This is a genomic window from Halorubrum sp. Atlit-26R (genome assembly GCF_003666015.1).
Classification (GTDB): domain Archaea; phylum Halobacteriota; class Halobacteria; order Halobacteriales; family Haloferacaceae; genus Halorubrum.
In genome coordinates this window covers 110,773-136,734 of sequence record NZ_QPLT01000003.1, presented here as the reverse complement: position 1 = coordinate 136,734, position 25,962 = coordinate 110,773, and the positions used below count along the sequence as shown (strand labels likewise).

The following is a 25,962-nucleotide window of genomic DNA, read 5'->3' as shown; positions in this document are numbered from 1 at the left end:
TGAAACCTTCTTGTGGGAGGCGGTCGCGGTATCCGCCATGACGAGCGTCAAGGAGTTCCGCGTCGACGAGCCGGCGACCGCCGAGGGCCTCGGTCGGGGGCGGTTCGTCTTCACGGACGCCTACTCGGTGTTCGACTGGGGGCAGATGCCCGACGCGATCCCGAACAAGGGCGCGAGCCTCTGTACCATGGGCGCGTTCAACTTCGAACTGCTGGAGCGCGAGGGGGTCCCGACCCACTACCGAGGGGTCGCGGACGCCGACTCCGGGGATGTCGTGCCGCTCGACGAGGCGGGCGCCCCGCCGACGGAGATGGCCATCGACCTGACGCAGGTGCCGGACCTCCCGTACGAGGGCCCCCACGCCGGCTACGACTACGACGCGTTCCACGCCGCGGGCGGGGAGAACTACCTCGTTCCGCTGGAGGTCGTCTTCCGCAACCGGGTTCCGGTCGGGTCGAGTCTGCGGCGCCGCAGAGAGCCCGCCGACTTCGGCCTCGACGACCTCGGCGGGCCCGACGGCGACTGGCCCGACGAGCCGGCCGACCTCCCGGAGCCGGTCGTGGAGTTCTCGACGAAGTACGAGCAGCAGGACCGGTACCTGACCCGCGCCGAGGCCGACGAGATCGCGGGGGTCGCGGATGTCGACGCCCTCGAATCGCTCGCGCTCGACGTGAACCGCGTCGTCACCGAGCGCGCCGAGGCGACCGGATTCGTCCACGAGGACGGGAAGATCGAGTGCCTCTACGTCGACGGCGAGCTCCGGGTCGCGGACGTGGTCGGCACCTTCGACGAGAACCGATTTTCGTACGGTGGTCGCGGCATCTCGAAGGAGGTCGTCCGCCAGTGGTACAAGGCGAACGACCCCGACTGGGTCGACGCCGTGAAGGAGGCGAAGGAGTCGGTCGCGGGCCGCGACATCGACGACTGGCGCGAGCTCTGCGACCGCGAGCCCGAGCCGCTTCCGACGGCGGTCGTCGAGGCCGTCTCGGACCTGTACGCGGCCGGGACGAACGCGTACACCGACCGCGAGTGGTTCGACGTTCCGGGGATCGAGGCGGCGCTGGACGCGGCCGACGACTTATAAAAGAACGCGACCGCTGGCGCCGCAGCGAACGCCGCCAAATTCTCCGACGCTTGCTTATAAAAGGCTGATGACGAATTGGCGGAAAACACGTCTAATGCCCCATACGTTCACTTATAAACAACTGATGACGGATCGACTGTGAACACCGCCAAAGCCCCAGTCGCGCGGGCGCCGTACGCTCGCTGCGCGCTTCAGTCGCTCGCGTTGCTCGCTCCTTCCAGTGCTTGCCTCGCCTACGGCGCCCGCGCGACTGCCCCTTTGAGTCCCACCCGACCGCGACCGCACCGCACCTCACACCTCCCCAGCCTCGTCAGTCGCCTCCGCTTCGCTCCGGCGACTGACTCCCTCGCGCGGTGCTGCTCGGCCGCTCCGCGGCCTCGCAGGCACGCGCCACCGCATCGATTTATAAGCGGTCTGGGCTGTTGCTCACGAGTGTGAACGAGTCAGCTTGAGGCCCGTCTCACCGCCGCGCCCAGTCGAGCATCCGCGCGTAGAACGGGTCGGAGCCGAGCGCGTCGGCGTCGCCGACGAGCGTCAGCTGCTTCTTCGCCCGGGTGAGCGCGACGTTTATCCGGCGGTGGTCCTCGAAGATGGGGCCGTCGAGGTCGCCGGTCGCGACGAACGAGACGAGGATGACCTCCTTCGAGGAGCCCTGGAAGCGGTCGACGGTGTCGACCGTCACGTCGGTCCGGCGCCCGACCTCCGCGACCTGCGCGCGGAACGGGGCGATGACGCCGATGTCCTCCGGGTCGACGCCCGCGGCGACGTAGGCGTCGACAACCGCGGCGACGCGCTCGGCCTCGCGGACGTTCCGGTTCCCGTCGCGCTCGCCGTCGGGATCGACGAACCCCACGCCGCCCGTCAGCTCGGGCGCGAGCGCGTCGGGGTCGACGCCGAGGTCGTGGAGGGTCTGCCCGGCCACCTCGGGCGTGGCGGGGCGGAGCGCGCCGTCGTAGAACTCCGCGGAGGCGAACGCCTGGATGCGCTGGCTCATCCGGTACTGGCGGTCGAGCATGACGCTCGCGTCGGGGTACGTCTCGATGAGGCGCTGGAACAGCGAGGTCTGAAGGTCGTTCTCCGCGCGGACGACCGGCGGAAGCTGCTCGTGGTCGCCGACGAGGACGAACCGGTCGGCGAGGTTGATCGCGGCGTGGGTCCCCGGCTCCGTGAGCTGCGAGGCCTCGTCGACGAGGGCCACGTCGAACTCGCACTCGCGCATGACGCGGGAGCCGCAGGCCGCGGTGGTGGCGGCGACGACCGGCGCGTCCCGCAGCTCCGCGGCCTTCGCGTTCGGCTCGCCGCGCTGGACGAGCCGCACGTCCCGCATGTCGTCGCGGACGCCGGTCTCGGTGCCGACGCGCAGCACCTCTTCGAACCCCTGGTCGCGCAGCGCTTCGAGGGCGTTGTCGACCGCGCGGTTCGTGAACGCCGAGAGGAGCACCCGGTTCCCCTCGGCGACCAAGGCCCGGATCGTCCGGGCGATGGTGTACGTCTTCCCGGTGCCGGGCGGGCCGTGGATCAGCGCGAGGTCCTCGGCGTCGACCGCGAGTTCGACCGCCTCGTTCTGGGCGTCGTTGTTGTCGATGTAGGCGTCCGAGTCGTCCGAGTCCTCCGGGTCGTTCGAGTCGCCACTCCCGGGGCTGCCCGGCGGTCGCTCGGCTTGGTCCCGGAACTCGGGTTCCCGGCGGCCGAAGATCACGTCCTTGCGGTCGGGGTCGCCCTTCAGGACCGCGTCGTGGAGCGCGGTGAGCGAGCGGTCGACCGAGATCTCGGAGGGGTAGACGTCGAGCCGCCGCAGCTCGACCGGCTCGTCCGTCTCGACGACGACCTCGCCTTTCCCGAGTTCGGTGATCCGCCCGAGCTCGGCGTGACCGGAGACCGGGTCGCCGTCGCTCGCGAGCGCCACGTCGCCCTCGCGGAGCTTCGAGACGGCGTCGCCGGGCTTCCGCGCGCGCAGCTCCCAGCGGGCGTCGTCGATCTCGGTCTGCGCGACCGGTTCGAGGTCGATCAGCGCGCGGTCGTCCGCGGCGCGCTCCTCGGGCGTCTGCTCCCACAGCTTCCGGTACTCGGCGTGGGTCTCGCGGCGCTCCTCTTCGAGGGCGACGTAGAAGCGGTCGAAGTAGTCGCGCTCGGCGTCGGGCACCGGCGTCCCGATCTGGCCCGCCTTCGACTCCTGGTCGAGCCGCCCGGAGACGACCATACAGGCGTCCTGCTCGAAGCAGTAGCTGCAGGTCGCGTCCGCCTCGTACCCCGTCGGCACCGTGGGACGCTCGCCGGGGTCGTTGAGCGCGCGCCACTCCATCGCCGCGAGGGCGTTGCGCTCGCGCACGACGAACTCAAGGAAGCCCCGCCCGACCGTGAACTCCTTGGCGGGCGCGAGGTCGCCCGACTCCTCGTTGCGATCGAGGGCGGTGTTCTTCGTGTACAGCAGCGTGCCGATGTCGGGGTCGACGCCGCGCTCGTCGAGCATGAGCGCGTAGCAGGCGGCCTGGACCTTGTCGTGGAAGCGCGGCTCCCGCTTGGTGTTCTTCCCGGTCTTCAGCTCGACGGGGGTGCCGCGCCGGAGCGCGTCGGCCCGCCCTTTTAAACCGAACGTCGGCGAGATGAGCGAGAACTCCGAGCGCCACGTGTCCTCGTCGCTCAGGGTGCCCTGCGCGAGCCACCCCTCGACCGCGGCGGCGTTGCGCCGCACCTCGTCTTCCACCTCCTCCGTCTCGTAGCCGAGGAGCCCGAGTTCGAGCCCCGCCTCGGCGACGCGGTCCTCCACGGACTCCTCTAACTCCATCCCGCGGAGCAAGTCCCCGAACACCTCGTGGACGATGGTCCCCTTGACGACCGGGTAGTTGAGCGGGATCCCGGAGAGCTTATTTAAATAGTACATCCGCGGACACTGGACCCACGAGCGGATCCCGGTCACGTCGACGAGGAAGTCGGGCTGGAGGACGACCCACGACTCGTCGGTCGTCGCGTACCCCGTCTCGCCGCGGTACTCGTCTTCTTCCGGGTCGGTGACGAGCAGCTCCATCCCCGGCTCCGCGTGTTCCGCGGTCTCCGTCCACTTCCCCCACAGCGTCACGTCGACCGGGTCGCCCGCGCCGCGGTCGGGCCGGACCCGCACCTCGCGGAGGTCGCGCTCGCCGTACGACGTCGACACCGTCCGCGCCTCCCCGACGGAGACGATCGGCCCGCGAACGTTCACGTCCCCGCTCGGCGGCGGCACCGAAAAACGCTGTCGGTGGTCGCGGTCGGCGCGGGGCGGGCGGCGGCGGTGCGCGTGGCGCGGCGGCACCGCCGCCGCCCGCCCCGCCGGCACCGACACGCTCAAGCGGGTTCACTTATAAATAGTGGACCGACATGCGCGTACGAGACTGGGACGACATCCTCGCGGACGTCGCGAGCGACTCGACCGACCCCGACGGCTGGCGCGCGGTCGCCGGCTCCCGCGAGGGCGGCCTCGGCGAGGACCTCTACTTCGGCCACCCGAGCGTCGGCCTCTACCACCTGAAGACGTACGCGAAGAACCCCCGCGACCTGCGCGGCGTCGGCGCACAGGTCGCCCGCAAGGTCGACGACGAGCTCGACCCGCTCCTCCCCGACGCCGACAGCGACGGGCGGTTCGCGGTTCAGTCGGCGCCGGAAGACGAGGACCACGCCGAGGAGATGGCGACGCGGCTCACGGAGACGCTGAAGGTCCACGCCGAGGCGCCCACCGACCCCGACCACCTCTTCGAGGACGTGATGGAGGCCGTCGAGTCGCCCGCGTTCGGCCCGATGGAGTACGAGTTCGACGGCCGCCCCGACGAGCTCGACGAACTCTCGGACACCTTCGACGAGGCCGAGGAGCTGCTCACGAGCGAGCTCGACGACCTGATCGACGAGGACGACGTCGACCGCGGCTTCCACTAAGTTACCAAATCCGGCGTCCCTCCCTCACCACAGCGATTCGACCCGCCGTTCGATCGCTTCGAACGCCGTCGAGTACACTTCGAGGGGGTGGAGCGACGGTAGATCGAGGGGCGACACCTCGGCGCCGGTCGGCGGCTCGTGGAAGTGGACCCGAGCGTCGTGCGCGTTCGGATGTCGGTCCCACCGACACTCCCAGCGGTCGTCGCCCCGGTCTTCGACGTAGTGGATCGAGAAATCGTCCGTCGTGAACCACCGGACGTCGACCCGGGCCGCGGTCACCGGATCGGGATATCGGTCCGCGTCCAGCACCGCCCGCAGCGACCGCGGTTCGTACGGGTCCGGCTCGAACTCGGTCGCGGCGACGAGTGGGTCAGAGATCAACTGCCGTTCGAGCAGTCGCAGCGTCTGTCGGTCCGGCGGGCCGGTCGAACCGTTCCTCGCATCGCCTTCCGAGGGATCCATCTTCAGGCGGGGATCAGGCGTCCGTCGTTCTCCGCGAGCCGGCGCGCGAGCTCGTAGAGCCGGCGGTCCCGAATCGCTCGGCGCCAGTCGCTCACCGCCTCCATCCGCTCGTGGACGGTCTCGTGGTCGGCGGCGTCGAACACGGAGACGGCGCTCGGGTCGTCCGCGTCGAACCGCGACTCGTACTCGGACCGCCGCGCTTCGAGTTCGGCGACCCGGTCGATGATCTCCTCGACCGAGAGGTCGGCCGCGATCCGGCTCGCGTCCTGCCATTCGAGGTACCCCTCGTTCCGCTCGTACGTCGCCGGGCGACTCTCTCGGTTCGCGCGGGCGACGCCCATCTCCGCCAGCCGGTCAAGGTGCTTCTTCGCCGCGTTCGGCGAGCAGTCCGCGAGGTCGGCCACGTCGGTGTAAGCCGTCGGCGACGTCAGACCGAGGACCGCGTCGTAGACGCGACCGAACGTGTCGGTCCCCGCCTGCCACCGCGACTCGCCCGCCTCTGAATCGGGGGCGGGATCGAAGTCGGTCATGGCGACGCGTACGGACCGGTTATCAAAATATCTTCGCACTGCTCAGATATTTGTGCGCTACCGGTACCGTACCAGCTCCTCGGCCGAATCCGCCGCCGTCAGATCGCCGTCACCCACGCCCGGTATTCGTCGTCGAGCTCGTACACCTCGCGGAACGCGCGCTCGACGAACCCCGCGACGCGGTTCGCGTCCGACCGCGCGGTGACGACGGCGTTCGTCCCCTCGGCCTCCTCGGGGCTGACGAGCTCGTCGATCCGGAACTCGGGGAACTCGGAGAGCAGGTCCTTCAGGCGGTCTAACTCCTCGTCGGTACAGTCCATGATGAGCTCGGTGCCCGCCAGCTGGATCCACGGCGGCACCTCGCCGCCCTCGGTGTCGTCGCTGTCGGGGTCGACGTCGACGGTCATCACGTCGCCGGAGCGCGCGCGGTGCGCGGCCGCGGCGTCGGCGAACAGCTTCAGCCGCTCGTCCTCGGTCGCGGCGTCGAATCTGGTCATACGGTCGCTCGGCCGCGACGGGGCTTAAAAATCCGCACTCCGGAGCGGCGGGCGTCCAGTCACCGACCGCGCCGAGTCGAACCTACTCCCGCTCCGTCTCCGCCAGCACGTCGTCGACGAGCGAGCGCGTCCGCTCGGCCTCGGCGAGGCGGTCGTCGGCCTCGCCGCGCTCGATCAGGGCCAGGTCCTCGTCGTCGAGCTCGTGTCTTACCTCGGCCGCGCGGCGGAGCCGCTCGTACTCGTCGCTCCGCGCCAGTTCCCGGACGGAGCGCAGGGTCGCGACGGTCTCGTCGTCCGCGATCCGTCCGACGAGCGGGACCAGCTCGTCGATCTCGTAGGCGAGCTCGTCGCCCGGCTTCGGCGGCCAGTCGAGCGTCAGCGGCTCGCCGTCGAGGCGTTCGAGGTACGTCCGGTGGACCGCAACTGCGGTGCGGAGCGCCCCCGGGTCGTCGACGTAGTGCTCCAACTTGGAGTTCGTGTAGTCGGCGTACTCGAGCAGCGTCGCAGGCGGCTCCTTGCCGGCCGCGCGCGTCTCGACGTACTCCGCGAGGTCCGTCGGCGGCACGTCGACGTCGACGAACGGGGTCCCGTCGGCGCGGTCGAGGAAGTCGAACACCTCGCGGGCGGACGCCGACTTGAAGAACTCCCGGAACGCCTCCCGGACCGCCTCGTCGTACGCCGCGATCGGATCGCCGAGGGGGTCGAGGTCGGCGCCGAGGTCGGCGTCGGCCATCTCCGCGATCTCGCGGAGCTCGTCGAGCCGGGCGTCGAGGCGCTTGCGGGCCTCGCGGGCGTCCTTCCGGGCCGCCCGGTAGTCGTCGATCGCGTCGTCGTGCGCCTCTAAGAGGTCGACGAACTCCCCGGCCGGCTCCAGCGCCTCGCGGGCGGCTGCGAAGTCCGACTCCGAGAGCCGGCGCTTGTCGACCGCCTCGTCGGCCGCCTCGAAGGCGTCGCCTGCGGGCGTGCCGTCGTCCACGTCGACCGCGTCGCCGAACTCGCCGCGGAAGCGGACGTACGACTCGAAGTCGCCCGAGCCGACCGCGTCCTCCTCGAACCGGTCGAGAACCCGCTGCGCGCGGCGGTAGGCGTCCGCGGCCGCCTCGACGCGGTCGCGCCCGTAGCCGTCGATCCGGGACTCGATCCGGCGGAGCTCGTCGTAGCGCTCGCGGAGCCGCGCGGCCGCCTCGCCGGCCTCGGCGACGGGGTCGGCGCCGTCGCTCTCCGTGACGGCCTCGGCCATCGGTCAGTACACCTCGTCGGGGTCGAAGACGCGCTCACCGACGTGCTCGCCGTCTATCGTCCGGTGGAAACACGAGCGGTGACCGGTGTGGCAGGCCCCGCCAGCCTGGTCGACGAGGTACAGAAGGGTGTCGGCGTCGCAGTCGACCCGGACCTCCCGGACCGACTGGGTGTGGCCGGAGGTACCTCCCTTGTGCCAGATCTCCTCGCGGGACCGGGAGTAGTAGTGGGCCTCGCCGGTCTCGCGGGTGCGCGCCAGCGCCTCGGGCGAGACGTACGCGAGCATCAACACCTCGCCGGAGTCGGCGTCCTGGGCGACCGCCGGCACCAACCCGCTCTCGCCGAAGTCGACGTCGATCGGCTCGGCCTCCGCGTCGGCGTCACTCATGGCTGTCCGGAGGCGTGGCGCTCGAATAGTCCTTGTGCCTGCGGCGGCCCGCGGGGCCGAGGGGGAACCGCTACGCGTCCGGATCGAGCCGCAAGGCGAGCGCGTCGCCGTCGGCGTACGCGTCCGGCCGCCGCTCGACGACCTCGAAGCCGAGCGACTCGTAGAGGGCGAGCGCCGCGTCGTTGTCCGGGTGCGCCTGGAGCGTCACCGGGCCGTCGGCGTCGGCGATGGCCGCGCGGAGGAGCCCGCGGGCGCGCCCCTCGCGCCGGAAGCCGGGCGCGACGACCAGTTCGGCGAGGTGAACGCCCGGCTGGTTCGGGGCGTCCACCGGGAGCAGGTAGCCGACGACGCGACCGTCGGCGACGCTCACGCGGGCGGCGCCCACCGCGAGCCCGTACTCCAGCAGGTCCGGGCTCGGCTGGCGGAGGTGCGACTGGAGCTCGCGGATCCGGTCGGCGTCGGCCGGTCGTCCCGGGCGCACCCGAGGGTCGGGTTCTTCGCGAGTCATCTCACACCACCGCCCAGAGCGCGACGGCAACGACCGCGCCGCCGAGCGTCGCGAGGAAGTTCACGGCCTGGTTGCCGACTCGGTCGCCCTCGATCAGGGCGCCGAGCAGGCTGTCGACGGTCATCCCGGCGACGCCGGCGGCGACCACGGCGCCGCCCGCCGCGATTCCGCCCGGGGTTACCGGGTCGAGGACCGGCGTCCCGCCCGCGGCGAGGGCGCCGACGAGCAGCGCGCCGGAGAGGCCCGCCAGCTCGCCCTGCCAGGTGATCGCGCCGTCGGTGCCGGGCTCGACGCGGCGGAGCGTCGTCACCAGCCGCGGGCCGTCGAAGAGGCCGCCGATCTCCGAGGAGAGTGTGTCGGCCATCGCGGTCGCCGTCGCGCCCGCGAACGCGAAGCCGAGGGGCGCCGCCGGGACCGCGAGGTGGGGCGCGGCCGCGTAGCCGACCACGGCCGCGAGCGCGACCGCGGAGTTCGCCAGCACGTTGCCGGTGCCGCGGGCGCCCTCGTTCTCCTGAGCCACGCCCCGGGCCGCCTTCTCGTCGAACCGGTACTTCGAGGCGAGGCCGCCGACCGCGTAGAAGGACATCAGGGTGAGGAACCAGCCGACGCCGCCGAGGACGACCGCGAGCAGCGCCGAGACGACGCCGGTGAGCATCCCGGCGACCGAGGCGGTGCCGATGGCGAAGGAGACGTAGCCGAGCGCGCCGGTCACCGCGAGGCCGACGACGATGAGGAGGGGGCCGACGGTCGGTTCCAAAGCGAGGAAGCCCCAGACCACGAACGCGACGAGGATCGTCGTGATGTGCGCGTCCCGGGAGAACACGAGCGAGCGGACGAGCGCCGCCGTCAGCGCGGCCGCCGCGGCGAGGAAGACGAGGAGGGGAACCGTCTCCGCGTCGACGGGGGCGCCGGTCTGGAGCCGCACCGCGATCTGACCGGCGAGGGCGGCGGCCGTCCCGGCGGCGACGTAGCCGGCGACGAGCGGGAACTCGTCGGTCGTCCGCCGCGAGACGAGCGTCCGGCCGAGGCGGCCGACGCCGACCGCGAGCGTCGCGGCCGCGAACGCCTCGTACGGGAGCGGGGCGCGCGGCAGCGAGGCGAACAGCGCGAGGCCCGCGCCGGCGAGCGCGAAGGAGACGAGCCCGTAGAGGCGCTCCGCCTCGCGGTCGCCGGGCAGCGCCAGCGTCTCGAACAGCTCGCCGTCGCGGACGCCGAAGAAGGCCGCGCCGGCGACGGCGAAGAAGGGGACGGCGGCGGCGGTCTCGAGCGACGGCGCGAGGACCGCGAGCGCGGCCACCGCGGCGAAGACGCTCGCGCGTCGGAGCCTCCGTATCACACCTCCGGCTACCCCCGACGACCACTTAACGGTCCCGACAGCCGTCGGGCGGTCGCTCGCGGACCGAAGCGCCCGCGACGCCGCTCTCAGTACCGATACTCGTTGAACTGGACCGCGTGTCCCTCCAGCACGCGGACGGACTCCTCCGGGTCCTCCTCGTCGTCCCCGGTTCGGCTCTCGTGTGAGTCAACCACTCCCATGTGCGAGCGGAACACTCGGCGGTACATAACTGTTTCCCACACGGCGAACGTGATCGACGGCGCGCTGCGCGGTCCTCAGCCGACGACGCGGTCGATTTCGCCGAGGTGGTCGATCACGTGGTCCGGGTCGATCGCGGACGCGGCGAGGTCGTCGTCGTCGGTGACGCCCGAGCGGACGAGCACCGTCGTCATCCCGGCGCGCTCCCCGAGCGCGACGTCCGTGTCGAGCCGGTCGCCGACGACGAGACACTCCTCGGCGGGGTAGGGGAGCCGCTCGCGCACCATCTCGATCGCGGTGTCGGAGGGCTTGCCGAGGACGGCGTCTGGCTCGCGCTCGGCGACGCCCGCGATCGCGTTGATCACGGCGCCCGACCCGGGCACGTCGCGCTCGGGGGCCGGGATCACCACGTCGGGGTCGGTGCCGATGAACGGGATGTCGCGCTCTAAGGCCCACAGCGCGGTACAGAGGTCGTCGTAGTCGAACTCGCGGTCGATGGAGGCGACCAAGGCGTCCGCGGCGTCGACGTCGTCGGTCGTCGAGAGGCCGGCCTCGGCGAACTGGTCGAGCAGTCCCGGGGCAGCGACACAGAGGAGATCGTCGTCGGCGTGATGCTCTCGGAGGTACCGCGTCGTCACGCTGCCGGCGGTGAAGACGCGGTCGGCGTCGACGTCGTACCCCGCCGCGCCGAGGCGGTCGACGTACGCCGGCGGCGCCTTCGTCGGATTGTTCGAGACGAACAGGGGCTCGACCCCGGCCTCGCGGAGGTGCCGGTACCCCGCCGGGGCGCCCGGGATCGGATCGTCGCCGCGCACGACCGTGCCGTCGACGTCGACGACGGCGCCGCTGTATGCCATACCTCGAGTGGGGGCGCCACGGCCGTAGGGGTTGCGCCCGGGCAGGGGTCGGCAGCCGGCCGCCGGCGCCGACGGAACGATCACGAACTCGGTACCGGTTCCACCTTCGGGATAACGGAAGGGTAAAGCGGCAGCGTTCCGTATCGGTGTTCACTGTGACGACGACTCAGGTGACCCTCGTCCAGATCGACAACTACGGGCCGTGGACGACGACGCCGGAGCCGCGCCGGGAGATGGACCTCCAGACGCTCCAGTCGCGGCTGTTCGCCGACGTCGCCCAGTTCCTCGGCCACCGCGACGCCTACGTCTTCTTCACCCGCTTCGACAACATGATCGCGGTGACGAACGGCGTCGACGGCGCGGCCCACGCGACCCTTCAGGAGTCGATCGGCAACCGCTACCCGGTCAGCGTGAGCCTCGGGACCGCCGTCGCCGAGCGTCCCGTGGACGCGCTCGAAGCGGCGAACCGGCGGCTCCAGACCGCGGGCAGCGCGCAGGACGAGAGCCGGACCGAGGTGCTCGCCGGCGAGTACCTCTCGGAGACCGACCGGTCGGACCTCCAGGTCGCGCACTTCGACGTGGTCAACGCGACCGGCAAGTACACCGACCGACTCAACGAGTTCGACACGTTCATCAACATCGAACGAGCGTACGGCTCGCTGATGCGCCACCTCCGCGAGGCGCACGGCGCGCTCTCCTTCTTCGTCGGCGGGGACAACATCATCGCGGTCTGCCCCGACCTCCCCGAGACGGCGTTCTCGTCGGCGGTCGCCCACGTGCAAGACGACGTCGACATCGAGCTTCAGGTCGGCGTCGGCCGGGGCCCGTCCGCCCACGAGGCCGGCTTCGCGGCCAAACACGCGCTCGAAGACTGCCGACACGACGGGACGAGCGTCGAGCTGTTCGGCGCGCCCGCCGCCGGCGATTAGCGGGTCCGGCCGCGCAGTCAGTCGGTCTCATGGCGCGGAACTGAAGATCCAAATCTGATAATTTCGGTGCGAGGTTTTTATACACCGGCCGGGTACCCCCGGTTAGCATGTCAGAGGAGATAGTGTTCGTCTGTACGGCGGACGGCTGTGACGAGGGCCCGTGGGAGGGCTCGCACGACGCGATGGCACACTGCTCCGAGCATCCGGACCACGGCTACACCGGGATGCCGCGGTCGGAGATCGACCCGACCCGCGAGGTCATCCCCGCGACGGCGACGCGGAAGCGCGACAACCGCAACCTCCAGCACAAGGGGCACCCGAAGGGTGCGTACGCGCAGAACGACTGACGGGTCCCGACGGGCGAGCCGCGACTCCGGCGTCCGTCCCAGACGCTGGGATCGGCTCCCCGTCCTCGTCGCGCGGCGCGGCGGCGCCGCGTCCGACTGAGTCGGCGGTTTCTCCTCATTCGATCCGACGCCGTTTATGAGCGGGCCGGACGTAGGAGCCGGCATGGTCTCGGAGATCTTCGATCCCGACGCGTGGGAGCCCGTCACCGACGAGTTCGACGACATCACCTATCACCGCGCCGTCGACGTCCCCGCGGTCCGGATCGCCTTCGACCGCCCCGCGGTCCGCAACGCGTTCCGACCGGGAACGGTCGACGAGCTGTACGCCGCGCTGGATCACGCGCGCAAGCAGGCGGACGTCGGCACCGTCCTCCTCACCGGGAACGGCCCCTCGGAGAAGGACGGCGGCTGGGCGTTCTGCTCGGGCGGCGACCAGTCGGTGCGGGGCGGCTCCGGCTACGAGTACCGCGACGACGACGAGGCGGGCGACGACGACGACGACCTCGTCCGCTCGGCGCGCGCCGGTCGGCTCCACATCCTCGAGGTCCAGCGGCTGATCCGATTCATGCCGAAGCCCGTCGTCGCGGTCGTCCCGGGCTGGGCGGTCGGCGGCGGCCACTCGCTGCACGTCGTCTGCGACATGACGCTCGCCAGCGAGGAGCACGCGAAGTTCCTCCAGACCGACCCCGACGTGGGCTCGTTCGACGGCGGGTTCGGCTCGGCGTACCTCGCGAAGCAGATCGGCCAGAAGAAGGCCCGCGAGGTTTTCTTCCGCGGGAAGACATACTCGGCCGAGGAGGCGGCCGACATGGGGATGGTCAACGAGGTCGTCCCGCACGAGGAGTTGGAGGACGTGGCCCTCGAGTGGGCCGACGAGATGACCCGGAAGTCGCCGACCGCGATGCGGATGCTGAAGTACGCGTTCAACATGGCCGACGACGGGATGGTCGGCCAGCAGGTGTTCGCCGGCGAGGCGACCCGGCTCGCGTACATGACGGAGGAGGCTCAGGAGGGCCGCGACGCGTTCCTGGAAGGTCGGGAGCCGCAGTTCCGCGACTATCCGTGGCACTACTAATTTTCTGGTATGAAAACAATTATGTAAATTGTCTATCTTCTGTGGGTAAGCCATGCGACAGCATAGCAGGCGGCGGTTTCTCGAAGGAGCGAGCGTAACACTCGGCGGCCTCGCGTTCGGCACGGGGAACGTGTCGGCGTCGACAGACGACGAGCGGTTCCTGATCAACCTCAGGAAGGTCGACCGGAGCGACGTGCCGGACGACGTGGAGATCATTCACGACCTCTCGGCGGCCGACGTGCTGGTCGCTCGCGGTGATCAGACCCGCGTCGGCAGCCCGACGGCGACGGCGCCGGACGTGAAGATCGACCGCAGCGACGACGAGGCCGGGGCGGTCGTCGAGTCCGAGGGACCGTCGGCCGCGGGCGACTCGGCGAGCCACAACCACGACGGCGCGCCGAGCAACACCGAGTACCAGTGGGACAAGCGCGAGCAGGGGGTCAGCGGCGAACTCACCGACAAGCCCGGCGGCGGGAAGTTCGTCCACGACACGACGACGGGCGAGGGGACCCGCGTCGCCGTCGTCGACTCCGGCGTGTACGACGGCCACCCGGACCTGGAGGGCGTCGTCAACGCGGAACTCTCGAAGAACATCACCGGCGACGGTTTCGACTTCCGTCCCAACGGCGCGGGCAATCACGGCACCCACGTCGCGGGCACGATCGCCGCGACGAACGACAACGACGGTCCCGCCGGCGGCGTGCTCGGCACGGCGCCGGACACCGAGATCGTCGCAGTCCGGATGTTCTCCGGGAAGGAGGGATTCGCGGGCGACGGTCTCGCCGGCTGGGAGTACGCCGCGGAGATCGGCTGTGACGCGATCAACTACAGCGTCGGCTACACGGTCGCCGACACCGTCGAGTACCCGGGCCTGATCGCCTTAGAGCAGATCATCAGTCAGGTCGCGGAGTACGTTCGCTCGCAGGGGACCGTCATCGTCAACTCCGCGGGCAACTCCTCGCTGGACATGGACGCCGAGAACATCCTCAGCCTCCCGACGGAGGCCGACGGCGTCTTCGGCGTGAGCGCGACCGGCCCCATCGGCTACGGCTGGGGCGGCAAGCACAGCGACAACGAGGCCAAGTGGCTCACCGGGAACCGCCTGGAGGAGCCGACGACCGAGCCGGCGTTCTACACGAACTACGGCTCCGCCGTGGACGTGAGCGCCGCCGGCGGGAACGTCGATCAGGAGGCGCTCGCGAACAACCCGGACGCCTACAACGACCTCGTCTACTCCACGGTCAACGTCCCCGGTCCCGACGGGGAACAGACGGCGTCCTACGGCTGGAAGGCCGGGACCTCGATGGCGGCGCCACAGGTCACCGGTGCGGTCGCGCTCGTCCGGTCGCTCCGCCCCGACGCCTCCGTCGACGAGGTCGAGTCCCTCATCCGGGAGACCGCCAGCACCCCCGAGGAGGGAGAGACCTATCACGGCGCAGGGCACCTCGACCTCGAAGCGCTCGTCCGGGAAGTAAGCAAGAAAAAGAAGGGGAAGTGACGCGACCGAGAGGAGCCTAACGCGATCGGTGCGAGCCACGCGCGTCGGGCGGCGCCCTCGGCCGGCAAACGGGCGCCGGGTGGGACCGCCGCGCTCCTGATTCTCGTCGGCTCGCGAAAACGGGAGTGGGACCGTCAGTCGTCGTCCCCGACGATCCCCTCGGCGACCGCCATGTCGTCGACGCTGGGGTCGTCCTCGGAGGCGCGGAGGACGAACCGCTTGCGGACCAGGTCGGCGACGTAGACCGCCGTCCCGATGATTATCAGCGTGTCGCCCGGGAGCCGCGCCCAGAATAGCGTCTGGACGATATCTTGCTCGTAGAACGCGAGGCCGCGCGCCGCGGCGTAGCTCTCCGTGAACGCGACGTCGAGCTGGAGGAAGCCGACCGGGAGGACGGAGACGAACACCATCAGCGCCAGCCCGGCGTTCCAACACCAGAACGCCGCGCGGAGCCAGGAGGCGTCCCAGCGCTCGGGGTCGATCGACAGCTGGAGCATGTACGTCACCATGCCGAGCGCGAGGAAGCCGAACGCGCCGAACATCGCGGCGTGCGCGTGGCCGACGGTGAGGTACGTCCCGTGCTCGTAGTAGTTGATCAGCGGGAGGTTGATGAAGAAGCCGAGGACGCCGGCCCCGACGAAGTTCCAGATCCCGCTGGCGACGATGAACATGAACGGCAGTTTGTACGGGAACCCCGTCTCGCGCATCGCGCGGTACTGGCCGATCGCCTCGTAGAGGATGAAGATCAGCGGCAGCAGCTCCAGCGTCGAGAAGACGCTGCCGATCGGCACCCAGTAGTCGGGCATCCCGATCCACCAGTAGTGGTGCGAGACGCCGATGACGCCGGTCCCCATCACGAGAAGCGCCTGGAGCATCACCGCCTTCTCGGCGCTACGCCGGCTCAGGAGGTTCATGGAGACGAGGGTGAGCCCGATGATGGCGACGATGAAGAACTCGAAGGCGCCCTCCACCCACATGTGGACGACCCACCAGCGCCAGAACTCCGTGACGGCGATGTTCGTCGACGGCGTGAACATGAAGCCGGCGACGAACAGCAGGGTGATCGAGCCGCCGGCATAGAGGATCATGTGCGCGAGCCCGTAGGCCGGCTCGCGGTCGAGCAGCGGCTTGAGCCCCCGGATCGCGAGGATCGCCCAGAGGACGAACCCGGCGAGCAGGCCGGCCTGCCACACCTTCCCGACCTCGAGGTATTCGAGCCCCTCGTTGCCGAGCAGCCACCAGAGCTCGCCCGGGAGGTACCCGTTCGCGCCGAGCCAGATGCCGCCCATCCCGCCGACCACGACGACGACGAGCGCGCCGAGCAGGACGCTCACGTACGTCCCCTGCCGCTTCGGCTCGTGGCCGGTGAGCAGCGGCGGGAGGAACAGCCCGGCGCCGAGCCACGTCGACGCGATCCATAAGATTCCGAGGTCGATGTGCCACGTCTTCGCGATGGAGAAGGGGAGCAGCTGGAGGATGTGTATCCCGAAGATCCGCTCGATCCCGAAGAACCCGGCCCGCTCGATGTAGAAGTGCGCGAGCAGGCCGCCCAACAGGACCTGCGCCAAGAACAGCCCCGCCGCGATCGGAATGAACCGGAGCGCGGCGCGCTGGCTCGGGAAGACGCTCACGTCGCCCGGCTCGGGCACCGAAATTCCCTCCGAGGAGGGCTCGGGGAGCTTCACCGATTTATAAAGGAGGATCGCGGCGCCCGCGGCGCCGACGAGCAGCACCATGGCGATCACGCTCCAGATCATCGCGGAGCCGGTCGCGTCGTTGCCGGCGCCGGGCGCGTAGGGCCACTCGTTGGTGTACGAGTGGTCGGCGTTCGGCCGGTCGGTGTGCGAGAACCACGCGGTCCACAGCGCGAAGTCGGCGAAGTCCTCCGCCCCCTCCGCGGACTCGATCATCTCGACCGGGACGCCGCGGTCGTGGTCGCCCTCGTGGTAGCGCTCGACGTACGTCTCGCGCACCCGCTCGTGGGCGTACAGCTCGGCGGCCGAGTACCGGACGGTGTCGCTCCCGTCGTGCGACGCGTCGAGCTCGTCGCGGACGAGCGCGTCGATCCGCGACTGCTGTCCCGAGTCGAGCTCTTCGTACGCCGCGCCGTACTCGGCGTCGGCGTAGTACTCGCGCATGTGCTCGGTCTTCAGCTCCAGCGTCTCGGCGGTGTAGTCCTCGCCGTAGTACGCCCCGTTGCCGAGGATCGACCCGTGGTTCATCAGCCCGTACTGCTGGAACGCCGCCTTCCCGTCCTGGACCTCGGCCGCGGTGACGACCGTCTCGCCGTCGGGGCCGACGACCTCGTCGGGTATCGGCGGCGCCTCCTGATACGCGAACCACGCCCCGGCGCCCATCACGACGAGGTTGAGCAGGAACGCCGCGACGATCACCTTCGCTATCGTCTTCCTCGTGAGTCGCATGTGCGAACGTCCCGTCGAGACGTCCTATGCGCTTAGCGGCAACATGTTCGGTCGGATTCCCGACGCCCGGAAGCGTCACCGTCGGGCGGGGCCCCCGCGAACATGTTCGTAACCCGGCTTACCCGGCACGGCCGCGTACGCTCGCACATGGCCCAGACCAGCGAGATGGCCGAGTCGCCCGCGGCCGAGACGGAGACGGAGGCGAGCCCGGACGCCGCGGACGCGACCGCGACGGAGGCGGAGACGACCGTCACCGTGCGGTGTACCGGCCACGTGCGCACGGAACTGGACGTGTACGAGTTCGAGTACACCTTCGCGGGCGACACGCTCCGCGCGTTCTTAGACGAGCTGTTCGAGGAGTATCCGCAGCTCCAGGACATGTTGATCGCGGAGTCGGAGTCCGACGCGACCCACAGCGGCTGGGCGCCGACGCCGGAGGAGCTGCCGGGTACGTGGTCGAAGAACCCCGTCGGCGAGCAGACCATCGCGTACGCTCGGATCCTCGTCAACGGCCACTTCAACGAGAACGAGAACGGCTTCGACACGAAGTTAGAGGCGGGCGACCGCGTCGCCTTGGTCTACCCGTTCATGTTCTGCTGTTGACCGGGACGGATCGATGTCGCCGGGGTCGCGGTGATATTCTCAGACCCCCGGCGTTCGTTTATAACTGGTTACGAGGAGATCGGTAGCAAACACCTCTAAAGAGGCAGTCGCTCGTTTATAAATGGTTGCGAAGAAATCGCGGTCGCGTTAAGTTAAGCAGAAACGCAAGACGGCAAGAGTATCCCGCGAGTTTTGGAAAGCCGATTTATATACTCAAGATAGGTAGTAACTCCGGGAGAAACTGGATCTGCCTTCTCAGTTCTCCTTCTCGTTGATCCTCAGAACACGATCCGCTACAACATTCCAGAACACTACAAAAAATCGCATGACAGCAGCTAGGTGAGTACTAACTTAACGCGACCGAAATCGCCGGCAAACACCGCCAAAGCCCCAGTTGGGAGGTGGGCGCACGCTCGCTGCGCTCCTCGGTCGCTCCGCTCCCTGCGGTGCTTGCGTCGCCTGCGCCCACCTCCCGACTGCCCCTTTGAGTCCCGCCCCGCACGGCACTGCCCCGCACCTCACGCCTCCCCAGCCTCGTCGGTGGTCCTCCGCTTCGCTCCGGACCACCGACTCCCTCGCGCGTGCTCCTCGCGCCCGTTGGGCGCTCGGAGGCACGCGCCACCGCATCGTTCATTTATAAATGGCCGCGACTGTCGCTCATGAATCGCCCGCCGCAGGAGTGCGGGGGAAGGGATTCGAACCTCGGTCGCTCCCGTTCGCTCGCTCCGCTCGCTCACCTCCCGCTCCCTGGTTCGAATCCCTTCTAATCCGAGACGCGGCGCTCACGATGTGTGAGCGCCGCGATATGCGGGGGAAGGGATTCGAACCCTCGAACCTCTACAGGAGCGGATCTTAAGTCCGCCGCTTTTGGCCAGGCTCAGCCACCCCCGCGCGGATTCCGCTACCGGCGGCGGGGTGAAACCCCTTTCGGAACGCCTACCAGTCGACCGAGAGCGTCCCGTCGCCGTGCGGGTCCGGCGCGATCTCCTCGTCCGTCCGCCGGTCGACGACGTGGATCACGCCGGCGTCCTTCTTCGCGGGACACGCCTCGGCCGCAGCGACGTTCTCCTCGAGGTCCTCCTCGGCGATGTAGTACGCCTCCGGCTTCGCCATCCCGCTCACGACGTCCATCGCCCAGTTGTCCGCGACCTCCGCGCACTTCCCCGCCCCGAAGCACTTGTTCGCCTCGAAGACGATTTTGTACGGCTTCTCCTCGATCGGCGGCCCCTCGCCGCCGATGTCGCTCGCGCGAAGCACCTCGTCGCCGCCGTCTGTCGCGGCCTCGTCGCCGTCGGCCTCGTCGCTCATGTCGCTCCCTCGGCGGTCGCGGGCCTTTCGTCTGTCGGTCGTTCTCGGCCGCTCGGACCGAGGCGGGCGAGAACGCGTCGGTCAGCCATCGGTGTGTTCCGCGAGCAGCCGCTCGGCGTGGTCGGGTGAGTCGGCTAACTCCCACCGCACCTTCGCGGCGTCGCCGTACGCGAGCGCCTCCTTCAGCTCGTCGCGGAGGACGCCCGTGCCGAAGCCAACGGTGTCGCCGTCGCCGTCGCCGAGTTCGTACAGCGCGTAGCGGTTCGGCGCGCTCCCGACGGTCGAGCGGTCGAGGTCGCGCCAGGGTTTCGCGAGGCTCATTTCCGTGACTGCGGCGCGGTCACCGGTGCGCGTCGAGGCCGTCCTCGGGGCCCTCGACGATCTCGTAGCTCCCCTCGGTCCAGCCGTCCTCGACGAAGACGAACACGCGCCCGCCGGCGACCTCGGGATCGGCGACGACCTCGTTGCGCTGGCCGTCGCGCCCGACGATCACTCCCGGGAACACCTCGTCGCGCTCGCCGTCCTCGACGATGACGCGGCCGACCCCGGACTCTTCGAGGATCTCGTCGTCGGTCTTGTAGTCGTTCACGTACGTCATCACGCCCTCCGTCTCGGTGGGGTCGGTGACGAGGACGTGGGTCTCCTTGCCGGGGCCGGCGGTCACCGATCCCTCGGCGGACTCGGGGACGCCCCGGTAGAGGGTCGTCCGGCCGTCGAGGTACTCGACGACGACGCCCTCCTCCCGGAGGTCGACCCCGATCGACGTCGGCGGCACGTCGCTGCGCGTTGGCGCGGACATACGCGACGCTCGGAGTGCCGGCCTCAAAAGGGACGCGCTCGGCCGTCGCGCCGGAGTGCGCCCGAGCGCACCGGACAGCGCCCGCGGACGGCCCGACCGAGACGGTGCGTGACGGGGCGGCCTCAGCCGCGAGAATCGGCGTACCACATTTAAGTTCCTGCCGCGGGGAGTGCGTGTCATGGAACGGACGCGACGGGCGCTTCTAGGCGTCGGCGCCGCCCTCGTCGGGACCGCCGGGTGTCTCGGCGTCGAGGGCGTCGAGTACCCCGACGCCTCCGCCGGCGCCGACGCGCCGGGCGACGGGGACGACCCCGACGGCGACCCGCCCGAGGACGGCCCTCCCGACGACCCGCCCGAGCAGACCGACGGCGACCCGCCGGCGGCGAACGCCGCGCTCGCGGACGCGACCCGCGCGGTCGTCGACGACGCGGTGTGGTTCGCGACCGAGTACCCGGACGCGGTCGCGACCTACCGCGACGCGATAGCCGACGCGGTCTCGACCGTCAGGTCGGTCCGCGCGACCGTCGACGAGGAGGCGGAGATCACGGCCGCACAGGTCGACGCGGTCGCGGCCGCGGGCGAGACCGCGGCCGCCCGCGCGGCCGAGGCCCTCGAACCGCACTTCTCGCCCGGCCCGCGGATCCGCGCCCGGGTCGAACGCCACGTCGAGACGCTGCGAGAGTTCGCACCCCGGGGCGACGTCGACCGCGCGCTGGAGGAGCTCGACAGGATGCGCACCGGCCTCGCCAGCATTGGTACCTCCATCTACGTCGAGGAGGAGTTCTCCCGGAACCCGATCCACAACCGACTGTTCCGGCGACTGCTGGCGCCGCTTCCGCCGGACGACCCGGAGCGCGGGCGCGTCACGACCGGGACCCTCGTCGAACTCGCGGTCGCGAGCCGCGGCTTCTCGACGTTCGCGCACCGGCCGTACGACCGCGACGGGATCGACCGCGACCGGGTCCCGCGGATCTACGGCGACGCCTTCGGCCCCGAGCGCCGGCGAGAGCTGCGCGCTCGCCTCGGTCCGATCCCCCAACCGGAAGACCGCGTCGAGGAGCTGTTCGTCGCGTTCGCGGACCGTCCGTCGCTCGGGAACCGACGCCGAGAGGCGTTCGAGGGCTGGGCCCGCGAGCTCGACGGCGTCCCGGTCCACGTCCAGCGATACCCGGACGCCGAGACCGCCGAATCGCGCCTCTCGACCGTTCTCGACGAGGGCTCGACCGAAGGGCGCGCGCCGATCGACCCCGAGGCGACGCTCGCCGGTTCGGACTTTAGCGGGAACTCGTCCGACGGCGGAAACGGATCCGAGGCGGACAGCGGGGCGACGCCCGAGACCGACGCCGGCCTGACCGCCTGGCACCGGTTCTACCACCGCGAGGCGGAGGGCGAGCGGTACGGCTTCGACGAGCACGCCGGCGTCCAGTACGGCTACCTCGTCCGGGCGGGCGAGTTCCTGCTCGCGACCGGCTTCTCCGGCGACGCGTGGGAGGAGCGGGTCGGCTGGCACGGCCGATTACGGCACGGGTGGGTGACCGGCGCGTGAACGCGAACCAGATCGGTCTCGTGGCCGCGGCGTTCGCCCTCGTCGGCGCCGGCGTCGGTATCGTTGGCGCGGCCGCGACGGGCTGGGCGGAGGCGGCGCTCGCGACCGCGGCGACCGGCGAGACCGCGCGGTTCGGCCCGGTGTTCGTCGCGCAGTCGTACCTCGCGGTGACCGCAACGGTCCTCGTCGCCGCCGTCCCGCTGGCCGGGGTCTTCGGCGTCCTCGTCGGGTCGCGCGCCCGCGGCGTGGTCGCCGCGGCGACGACCTGCGGGCTCGGGACGGGACTCGGCACGCTGGCGTACGGGCTGATCGCGGTCACGGTGATCGTCGTCTCGCAGGGCGACGCCGCGACACAGGCGCACGGGCTCGCGGACGCCGCCTTCCCGACGCTCGCGACCGCGTTCGTCTCGGGCGCCGTCGGCGCGTCCACCGGCGTTCTCGGGACGGTGATGCGATGACCCGCCGCGAGGAGGGCGTGGAGCGCCGCGACGGTGAGCCCCGCGACGCCGACCGCCCCGACCGACCGACCCGTCGCGCGTCGCGGCGGGGAGTCATCGCGGTCGGCGCCGCCGGGCTACTGGCCGGCTGCCTCGTCACCTCGGAGGAAGAGGGCTCCGACGCCCGACAGGCGGGCGACGGCGCGAGCGGTAACGACACGGACGGCGACGACGCAGACGGTGACGGCGGCGGGGAGTCCGACGGCGACGCGGGCGGCGGCGAAACGACCCCCGACGAGGTCGGTCCCGACGGATCGGGGCTCGTCGTCACCGACGCGACAGTCCTGGGAGTGGACGAGGGCGGGGGACGGACGACCGTCCGGGCTCGCTTGACCGTCGAAAACTCGGGGCGCTTCGAGTACGGCGTCGTCGAGTTCCGGGTCGACGCGTACGCGACGCCCCCGGGGACCGACGAGCGCGAGGCGGTCGGGTTCGCGTACGACACCGAGCGATTCACCGGCGACGACCGGTTCGACGGCTCGCGCCCCCGGCGATTCACCGTCGAGATCACCTTCCCGAGCCGACGGACCGGCGTCCGGCCCGACCCGGACCGGTACGCGGTCGACGCGGCGGTCAGGCGCGCCGAGCCGATCTGAGAGCGGTTCGGGGCCGCGATCGGGGTGGGGTCCCGGGGGAGAGACTCGCCGTGATCGCTACCTCTTTGTCCGCGCTCGCGAGCCGTGAACCCATGGAGGGACGGGCGGCGGCGCTCGGCGCCGGGACGGTGTTGAACGCGCTCGCGACCGGCACGGGCGCGGCGTTCGGCATCGACGTCGAGACGCGCGCGACGGTCGAACTCGACCCCGCGGCCGACGGCGTCGACGGAGAGATCGCCGAGGACGCCGACGCCGACACCGACCTGATCGAGCGCTGCGTCGCGCTCGCGACCGAGCGCTGGGGCGACGGCGAGGGCGGTCGCGTCCGGACCGACAGCGACGTGCCGCTGGCGGCCGGCCTCAAGAGCTCCAGCGCGGCCGCCAACGCGACCGTCCTCGCGACCTGCGACGCGCTCGGACTCGTGGTCGGCGATGGCGACCGCGCAAGCGACCCCGCGGTCGACGTCACCCGTCTGGAGGCCTGCCGGCTCGGCGTGCGCGCGGCCCGGGAGGCCGGCGTCACCGTCACGGGCGCGTTCGACGACGCGACCGCGTCGATGCTCGGCGGCGTCACCGTCACCGACAACGACGCGGACGAACTGCGCTGCCGCGAGGCGGTCGACTGGGAGGTCCTCGTCTGGACCCCGCCCGAGCGGGCGTACAGCGCCGACGCCGACGTGGCGCGCTGTCAGGCAGTGGCGCCGATGGCCGACCTCGTCGCCGACCTCGCGCTCGACGCGCGGTACGGCGAGGCGATGACGGTGAACGGGCTGGCGTTCTCGGCCGCGCTCGGCTTCGACGCCGACCCCGCGGTGGAGGCGATGCCGCACGCGACCGCGGTGTCGCTGTCGGGCACCGGCCCCAGCGTCGTCGCCGTCGCCGACCCCGCCGACCCCGAGACCGACCTCGACGCGGTCGCCGACGCCTGGGGCGACCGCCCCGGAGCGCTGCGGCGAACGACGACCAGAAACGACGGCGCGGCCGTCGAGTGACCGCCCGCGACCAAACAACTCACCGACCCCACTACCAACCAATGAGCGACACACCCAACGCGGAGGACCGGAGCCTCGACGAACTGCGACACGAGATCGAGGACATCGACCGCGAGATAGTCGAACTGATCGCCCGCCGGACGTACGTCGCCGACACCGTAGCGGCCGTGAAGGAGGAGCGAGACCTCCCGACCACCGACGAGGGACAGGAGGAGCGCGTGATGGAGCGCGCCGGCGAGAACGCCGAGCGCTTCGACGTGGACGCGAACCTGGTGAAGGCGATCTTCCGGCTGCTGATCGAGTTGAACAAGGTGGAGCAACGGGAGAGTCGCTAGAGTTCTCTCAGACCGAGGCTGTATTCGAGCGCCTCGTCGACTTCCTCCATACGGGACGCCGGCACTGAGCCGAGACTGGTATTAATACGATGCTCGATGGACACCGTGCGAATCTGACTACAGAGAGCGACCGAGTCCTCTCGGAGCGGAGACTCGGCAGCCGAGACGAGTACCTCGAATGGGTACAGTTCGTCTCCTCGCGAGGTCGTAAACGGAACGACGATGGTCGTCGGCGCGTTCTCGTTCCCAACGTTGTTTTGCACGACTAAACACGGTCGTGTTCCTCGTTGCTCGGACCCCTCTGTCGGGTCAAGTTCGACGATGACGATGTCTCCGCGGCGAACGTCCATCGATTACCACTCGGGAACATCACCGAGGTACTCGTCGGCCTCGCGAGACACGCCGTCCATCTCCTCCGCGAGAGCTTCGGATTCTGCTGCGCGTCGTCGGTACCCCTCAGCGAGTTCCTCACGAGACAGCGGTTTTTCGATGGTGATTTTCCCGTCCTCTTCGTGGACCAGTACCTCGTCCCCGCCGCGGATACCCAGTTTCTCTCTCAGTTCTTTCGGGAGAGTGACTTGCCCTCGTTCACCGACCTTACGTTCCTCGTTCTTGCTCATGAGTATTCATATCCTATTCATATCTAAATTCTTTTCGCTCGGAGAGGAGCTGAGAGGGGAGGGACCACCGGCGACGTGCGCAACTTTCGTTCAGGGTGCGATACACTGGATTTCAGCTACGTGAACTACCCCTGCCTACTCGCCGCTTTCGGCGGCTCCTTGAGGCAGGGGCTTCCTGCTTCCACGACACGCTTTACAGGAACCGGGGTAGTTCCCGCAGGGAGCGCAGTCTCCACAGGCGTTTCTTCGGAGTGACCCACTCCTAGTTCGGTGAGTCCGCGAGAGAGAATGTTCCACGCTGCGTTTGCGTCTCTGTCTGCCTCGAAGCCACAGGCAGGACAGGAATGTTCTCGAACCCACAGCGGTTTGTCGGTTTCGACGCCACACTGAGCGCACTCTTTGGTGGTGCCATCTGGATCGACTTCCACGAAGTGCGTGCCTTCCCGTTCACACTTCGTTTCGAGCATGTCGGTGAAAGTAGTCCACGCAGCTGACGCCGTGTTGCGGCTGTTTCGCGGCGATTCGAGCATCTCTTTGACGTCAAGGTCTTCGACGGCAACCAGTTCGTACTCCCGAGCGTAGTAGTTCGAGAGTTTGTGTAGGAAATCATTCCGCTTGCGCTTGATGGCGAGATGGCACTCAGCGACACGCCGACGTTGGTTCTCCCAATTGTTCGACCCACGCTCTTTCCGGGAGAGTTTCCGTTGCTCCCATTCGAGCCTGTCACGTTCTTCGGAGAGGTCGAGTGATTCGACCGCTGTGCCGTCTGTATCGTGGGCATACTTCAGAATACCCACGTCAATCCCGACCATCTCGTCAGTGTCAATGTCCTCCAGCGGTGGCTTGGCTGGCGGTTCTGTGTCCATCTCGATGCCGAAGATGGCGAACCACTCGCCAGTTTTCTCCTTTTTGAGCGTGACTTCCTTGACCGTAGCGTCGTCAGGCAGCGGTCGGTGGAACTCGATGGGGATGGCTGCGAGTTTCGACAGTGACAACACAGTCTGCCCACTCTTCCTGTTGAGTTCGAAGCCAGACTGGTTGTACGTAAAACTGCGAAACTCCCGAGGTGACTTCCACCGAAGTTCACCGACTTTGTAGCCCTGCTCTTTGAGGTTTCCGAGAGCTTTGACGTTCTTGGCGACCCGCATGACGGTGGGCTGGAGTACCTTCGAGTAGACATCAGTGAGTGCATCCCACCAGTCTTTGAGATCGGGAAGCTCGTCACGGATTTTGCGGACACGCTGTTTGACGGTACCCTCGTCTTCGGGGATTTGGTTGAAGCGGTACAGGGCGTGGTTATAGAGTTGTCTACAGATATCGCGGTGGTAGTCCAGCGTCTCGCGCTGGTCTTCTGTCGGCTTGAGGCGATACCTGTAGTTGTAGTTCATC

The 25,962-nt window shown here is 69.6% G+C and carries 28 protein-coding genes and 1 tRNA gene; 12 read left to right on the top strand and 17 right to left on the bottom strand.

Annotated features, from left to right (window positions below):
• Positions 1-37 precede the first annotated feature (37 nt).
• Positions 38-1,084: a phosphoribosylaminoimidazolesuccinocarboxamide synthase gene (locus tag DVK07_RS05035; protein ID WP_121596040.1), complete on the top strand. Its 1,047-nt coding sequence runs from the start codon at positions 38-40 to the stop codon at positions 1,082-1,084.
• 460 nt (positions 1,085-1,544) lie between these two features.
• Here the strand turns inward: DVK07_RS05035 and DVK07_RS05030 are convergent, their stop codons facing one another.
• Positions 1,545-4,283 carry an AAA domain-containing protein gene (locus DVK07_RS05030; protein WP_121596039.1) on the bottom strand — a complete coding sequence of 913 codons (2,739 nt, stop codon included), beginning with the start codon at positions 4,281-4,283 and terminating at the stop codon, positions 1,545-1,547.
• 155 nt (positions 4,284-4,438) lie between these two features.
• Between DVK07_RS05030 and DVK07_RS05025 the strand changes: the two genes are divergently transcribed.
• The gene (locus DVK07_RS05025; RefSeq protein WP_121596038.1) at positions 4,439-4,990 is read left to right on the top strand and encodes a hypothetical protein; all 552 of its coding nucleotides are present in this window, start codon (positions 4,439-4,441) and stop codon (positions 4,988-4,990) included.
• A gap of 24 nt (positions 4,991-5,014) precedes the next feature.
• On the opposite strand, the gene DVK07_RS05020 is transcribed toward DVK07_RS05025, so the two are convergent.
• The 8 genes from DVK07_RS05020 to DVK07_RS04985 all read right to left on the bottom strand — a co-directional run bounded on the left by DVK07_RS05020 (position 5,015) and on the right by DVK07_RS04985 (position 11,005).
• The gene (locus tag DVK07_RS05020) at positions 5,015-5,452 is read right to left on the bottom strand and encodes a hypothetical protein (protein ID WP_121596037.1); all 438 of its coding nucleotides are present in this window, start codon (positions 5,450-5,452) and stop codon (positions 5,015-5,017) included.
• Between the two features lie 2 nt (positions 5,453-5,454).
• Positions 5,455-5,982 (bottom strand): sugar-specific transcriptional regulator TrmB, encoded by a 528-nt coding sequence (locus DVK07_RS05015; RefSeq protein ID WP_121596036.1) that lies wholly within the window; start codon positions 5,980-5,982, stop codon positions 5,455-5,457.
• 98 nt (positions 5,983-6,080) lie between these two features.
• Positions 6,081-6,479: a hypothetical protein gene (locus DVK07_RS05010; protein WP_121596035.1), complete on the bottom strand. Its 399-nt coding sequence runs from the start codon at positions 6,477-6,479 to the stop codon at positions 6,081-6,083.
• 82 nt (positions 6,480-6,561) lie between these two features.
• A complete protein-coding gene (locus tag DVK07_RS05005) occupies positions 6,562-7,719 on the bottom strand; it encodes a hypothetical protein (protein ID WP_121596034.1) in 1,158 nt (385 codons plus the stop codon).
• Between the two features lie 3 nt (positions 7,720-7,722).
• Positions 7,723-8,106, bottom strand: a complete 384-nt coding sequence (gene hisI, locus DVK07_RS05000; protein ID WP_017344175.1) for a phosphoribosyl-AMP cyclohydrolase — start codon at positions 8,104-8,106, stop codon at positions 7,723-7,725.
• 70 nt (positions 8,107-8,176) lie between these two features.
• Positions 8,177-8,614, bottom strand: a complete 438-nt coding sequence (locus DVK07_RS04995; protein WP_121596033.1) for an N-acetyltransferase — start codon at positions 8,612-8,614, stop codon at positions 8,177-8,179.
• A 1-nt stretch (position 8,615) separates the two neighbouring features.
• Complete coding sequence (locus tag DVK07_RS04990; RefSeq protein ID WP_121596032.1) at positions 8,616-9,950, bottom strand: DUF92 domain-containing protein; 1,335 nt, start codon at positions 9,948-9,950, stop codon at positions 8,616-8,618.
• Positions 9,951-10,225: 275 nt separating this feature from the next.
• Positions 10,226-11,005, bottom strand: a complete 780-nt coding sequence (locus DVK07_RS04985) for an HAD-IIA family hydrolase (protein ID WP_121596031.1) — start codon at positions 11,003-11,005, stop codon at positions 10,226-10,228.
• 155 nt (positions 11,006-11,160) lie between these two features.
• Here DVK07_RS04985 and DVK07_RS04980 point away from each other — a divergent pair, with 155 nt between their 5' ends.
• The 4 genes from DVK07_RS04980 to DVK07_RS04965 all read left to right on the top strand — a co-directional run bounded on the left by DVK07_RS04980 (position 11,161) and on the right by DVK07_RS04965 (position 14,854).
• A complete protein-coding gene (locus DVK07_RS04980; RefSeq protein ID WP_121596030.1) occupies positions 11,161-11,934 on the top strand; it encodes a GTP cyclohydrolase III in 774 nt (257 codons plus the stop codon).
• A gap of 107 nt (positions 11,935-12,041) precedes the next feature.
• Positions 12,042-12,281, top strand: a complete 240-nt coding sequence (locus DVK07_RS04975; RefSeq protein ID WP_004596760.1) for a hypothetical protein — start codon at positions 12,042-12,044, stop codon at positions 12,279-12,281.
• Between the two features lie 163 nt (positions 12,282-12,444).
• On the top strand, positions 12,445-13,356 hold the full coding sequence (locus DVK07_RS04970) for a 1,4-dihydroxy-2-naphthoyl-CoA synthase (protein WP_121596029.1): 912 nt from the start codon (positions 12,445-12,447) through the stop codon (positions 13,354-13,356).
• 52 nt (positions 13,357-13,408) lie between these two features.
• Entirely contained in the window at positions 13,409-14,854 is a 1,446-nt protein-coding gene (locus DVK07_RS04965) for a S8 family serine peptidase (RefSeq protein WP_121596028.1), read from the top strand.
• Between the two features lie 134 nt (positions 14,855-14,988).
• Here the strand turns inward: DVK07_RS04965 and DVK07_RS04960 are convergent, their stop codons facing one another.
• Complete coding sequence (locus tag DVK07_RS04960; protein WP_121596027.1) at positions 14,989-17,277, bottom strand: nitric-oxide reductase large subunit; 2,289 nt, start codon at positions 17,275-17,277, stop codon at positions 14,989-14,991.
• Between the two features lie 147 nt (positions 17,278-17,424).
• Here DVK07_RS04960 and DVK07_RS04955 point away from each other — a divergent pair, with 147 nt between their 5' ends.
• Positions 17,425-17,880, top strand: coding sequence for a MoaD/ThiS family protein (locus DVK07_RS04955; RefSeq protein WP_121596026.1), 456 nt, complete (start codon positions 17,425-17,427; stop codon positions 17,878-17,880).
• A gap of 806 nt (positions 17,881-18,686) precedes the next feature.
• Here DVK07_RS04955 and DVK07_RS04950 read toward each other — a convergent pair.
• From DVK07_RS04950 to DVK07_RS04935, 4 genes are all read right to left on the bottom strand, one after another.
• A tRNA-Leu gene (locus DVK07_RS04950) sits at positions 18,687-18,771 on the bottom strand.
• Between the two features lie 45 nt (positions 18,772-18,816).
• Positions 18,817-19,188 (bottom strand): ferredoxin, encoded by a 372-nt coding sequence (locus DVK07_RS04945; protein WP_121596025.1) that lies wholly within the window; start codon positions 19,186-19,188, stop codon positions 18,817-18,819.
• An 81-nt stretch (positions 19,189-19,269) separates the two neighbouring features.
• Positions 19,270-19,509: a hypothetical protein gene (locus DVK07_RS04940; protein WP_121596024.1), complete on the bottom strand. Its 240-nt coding sequence runs from the start codon at positions 19,507-19,509 to the stop codon at positions 19,270-19,272.
• A gap of 19 nt (positions 19,510-19,528) precedes the next feature.
• Complete coding sequence (locus tag DVK07_RS04935; RefSeq protein WP_017344187.1) at positions 19,529-19,987, bottom strand: DUF5796 family protein; 459 nt, start codon at positions 19,985-19,987, stop codon at positions 19,529-19,531.
• 178 nt (positions 19,988-20,165) lie between these two features.
• On the opposite strand from DVK07_RS04935, the gene DVK07_RS04930 reads away from it, so the two are divergent.
• The 5 genes from DVK07_RS04930 (at position 20,166) to DVK07_RS04910 (ending at position 23,953) form a co-directional block, all read left to right on the top strand.
• Complete coding sequence (locus DVK07_RS04930) at positions 20,166-21,533, top strand: hypothetical protein (protein ID WP_121596023.1); 1,368 nt, start codon at positions 20,166-20,168, stop codon at positions 21,531-21,533.
• Positions 21,530-21,991 (top strand): hypothetical protein, encoded by a 462-nt coding sequence (locus DVK07_RS04925; protein WP_121596022.1) that lies wholly within the window; start codon positions 21,530-21,532, stop codon positions 21,989-21,991. The genes DVK07_RS04930 and DVK07_RS04925 overlap by 4 nt, the downstream gene beginning before the upstream one ends.
• Positions 21,988-22,626 carry a hypothetical protein gene (locus tag DVK07_RS04920; RefSeq protein WP_199719418.1) on the top strand — a complete coding sequence of 213 codons (639 nt, stop codon included), beginning with the start codon at positions 21,988-21,990 and terminating at the stop codon, positions 22,624-22,626. Before DVK07_RS04925 ends, DVK07_RS04920 begins: the two co-directional genes overlap by 4 nt.
• Positions 22,627-22,718: 92 nt before the next feature.
• Complete coding sequence (locus DVK07_RS04915) at positions 22,719-23,618, top strand: shikimate kinase (RefSeq protein ID WP_121596021.1); 900 nt, start codon at positions 22,719-22,721, stop codon at positions 23,616-23,618.
• A 41-nt stretch (positions 23,619-23,659) separates the two neighbouring features.
• Positions 23,660-23,953, top strand: a complete 294-nt coding sequence (locus DVK07_RS04910; RefSeq protein WP_004596730.1) for a chorismate mutase — start codon at positions 23,660-23,662, stop codon at positions 23,951-23,953.
• Here the strand turns inward: DVK07_RS04910 and DVK07_RS04905 are convergent.
• From DVK07_RS04905 to DVK07_RS04895, 3 genes are all read right to left on the bottom strand, one after another.
• Complete coding sequence (locus DVK07_RS04905) at positions 23,950-24,303, bottom strand: type II toxin-antitoxin system PemK/MazF family toxin (RefSeq protein WP_049908936.1); 354 nt, start codon at positions 24,301-24,303, stop codon at positions 23,950-23,952. The genes DVK07_RS04910 and DVK07_RS04905 overlap by 4 nt on opposite strands.
• 3 nt (positions 24,304-24,306) lie before the next feature.
• Positions 24,307-24,573: an AbrB/MazE/SpoVT family DNA-binding domain-containing protein gene (locus tag DVK07_RS04900; protein WP_121596020.1), complete on the bottom strand. Its 267-nt coding sequence runs from the start codon at positions 24,571-24,573 to the stop codon at positions 24,307-24,309.
• A 125-nt stretch (positions 24,574-24,698) separates the two neighbouring features.
• Positions 24,699-25,961: an RNA-guided endonuclease TnpB family protein gene (locus tag DVK07_RS04895; RefSeq protein WP_121596019.1), complete on the bottom strand. Its 1,263-nt coding sequence runs from the start codon at positions 25,959-25,961 to the stop codon at positions 24,699-24,701.
• Position 25,962 lies beyond the last annotated feature (1 nt).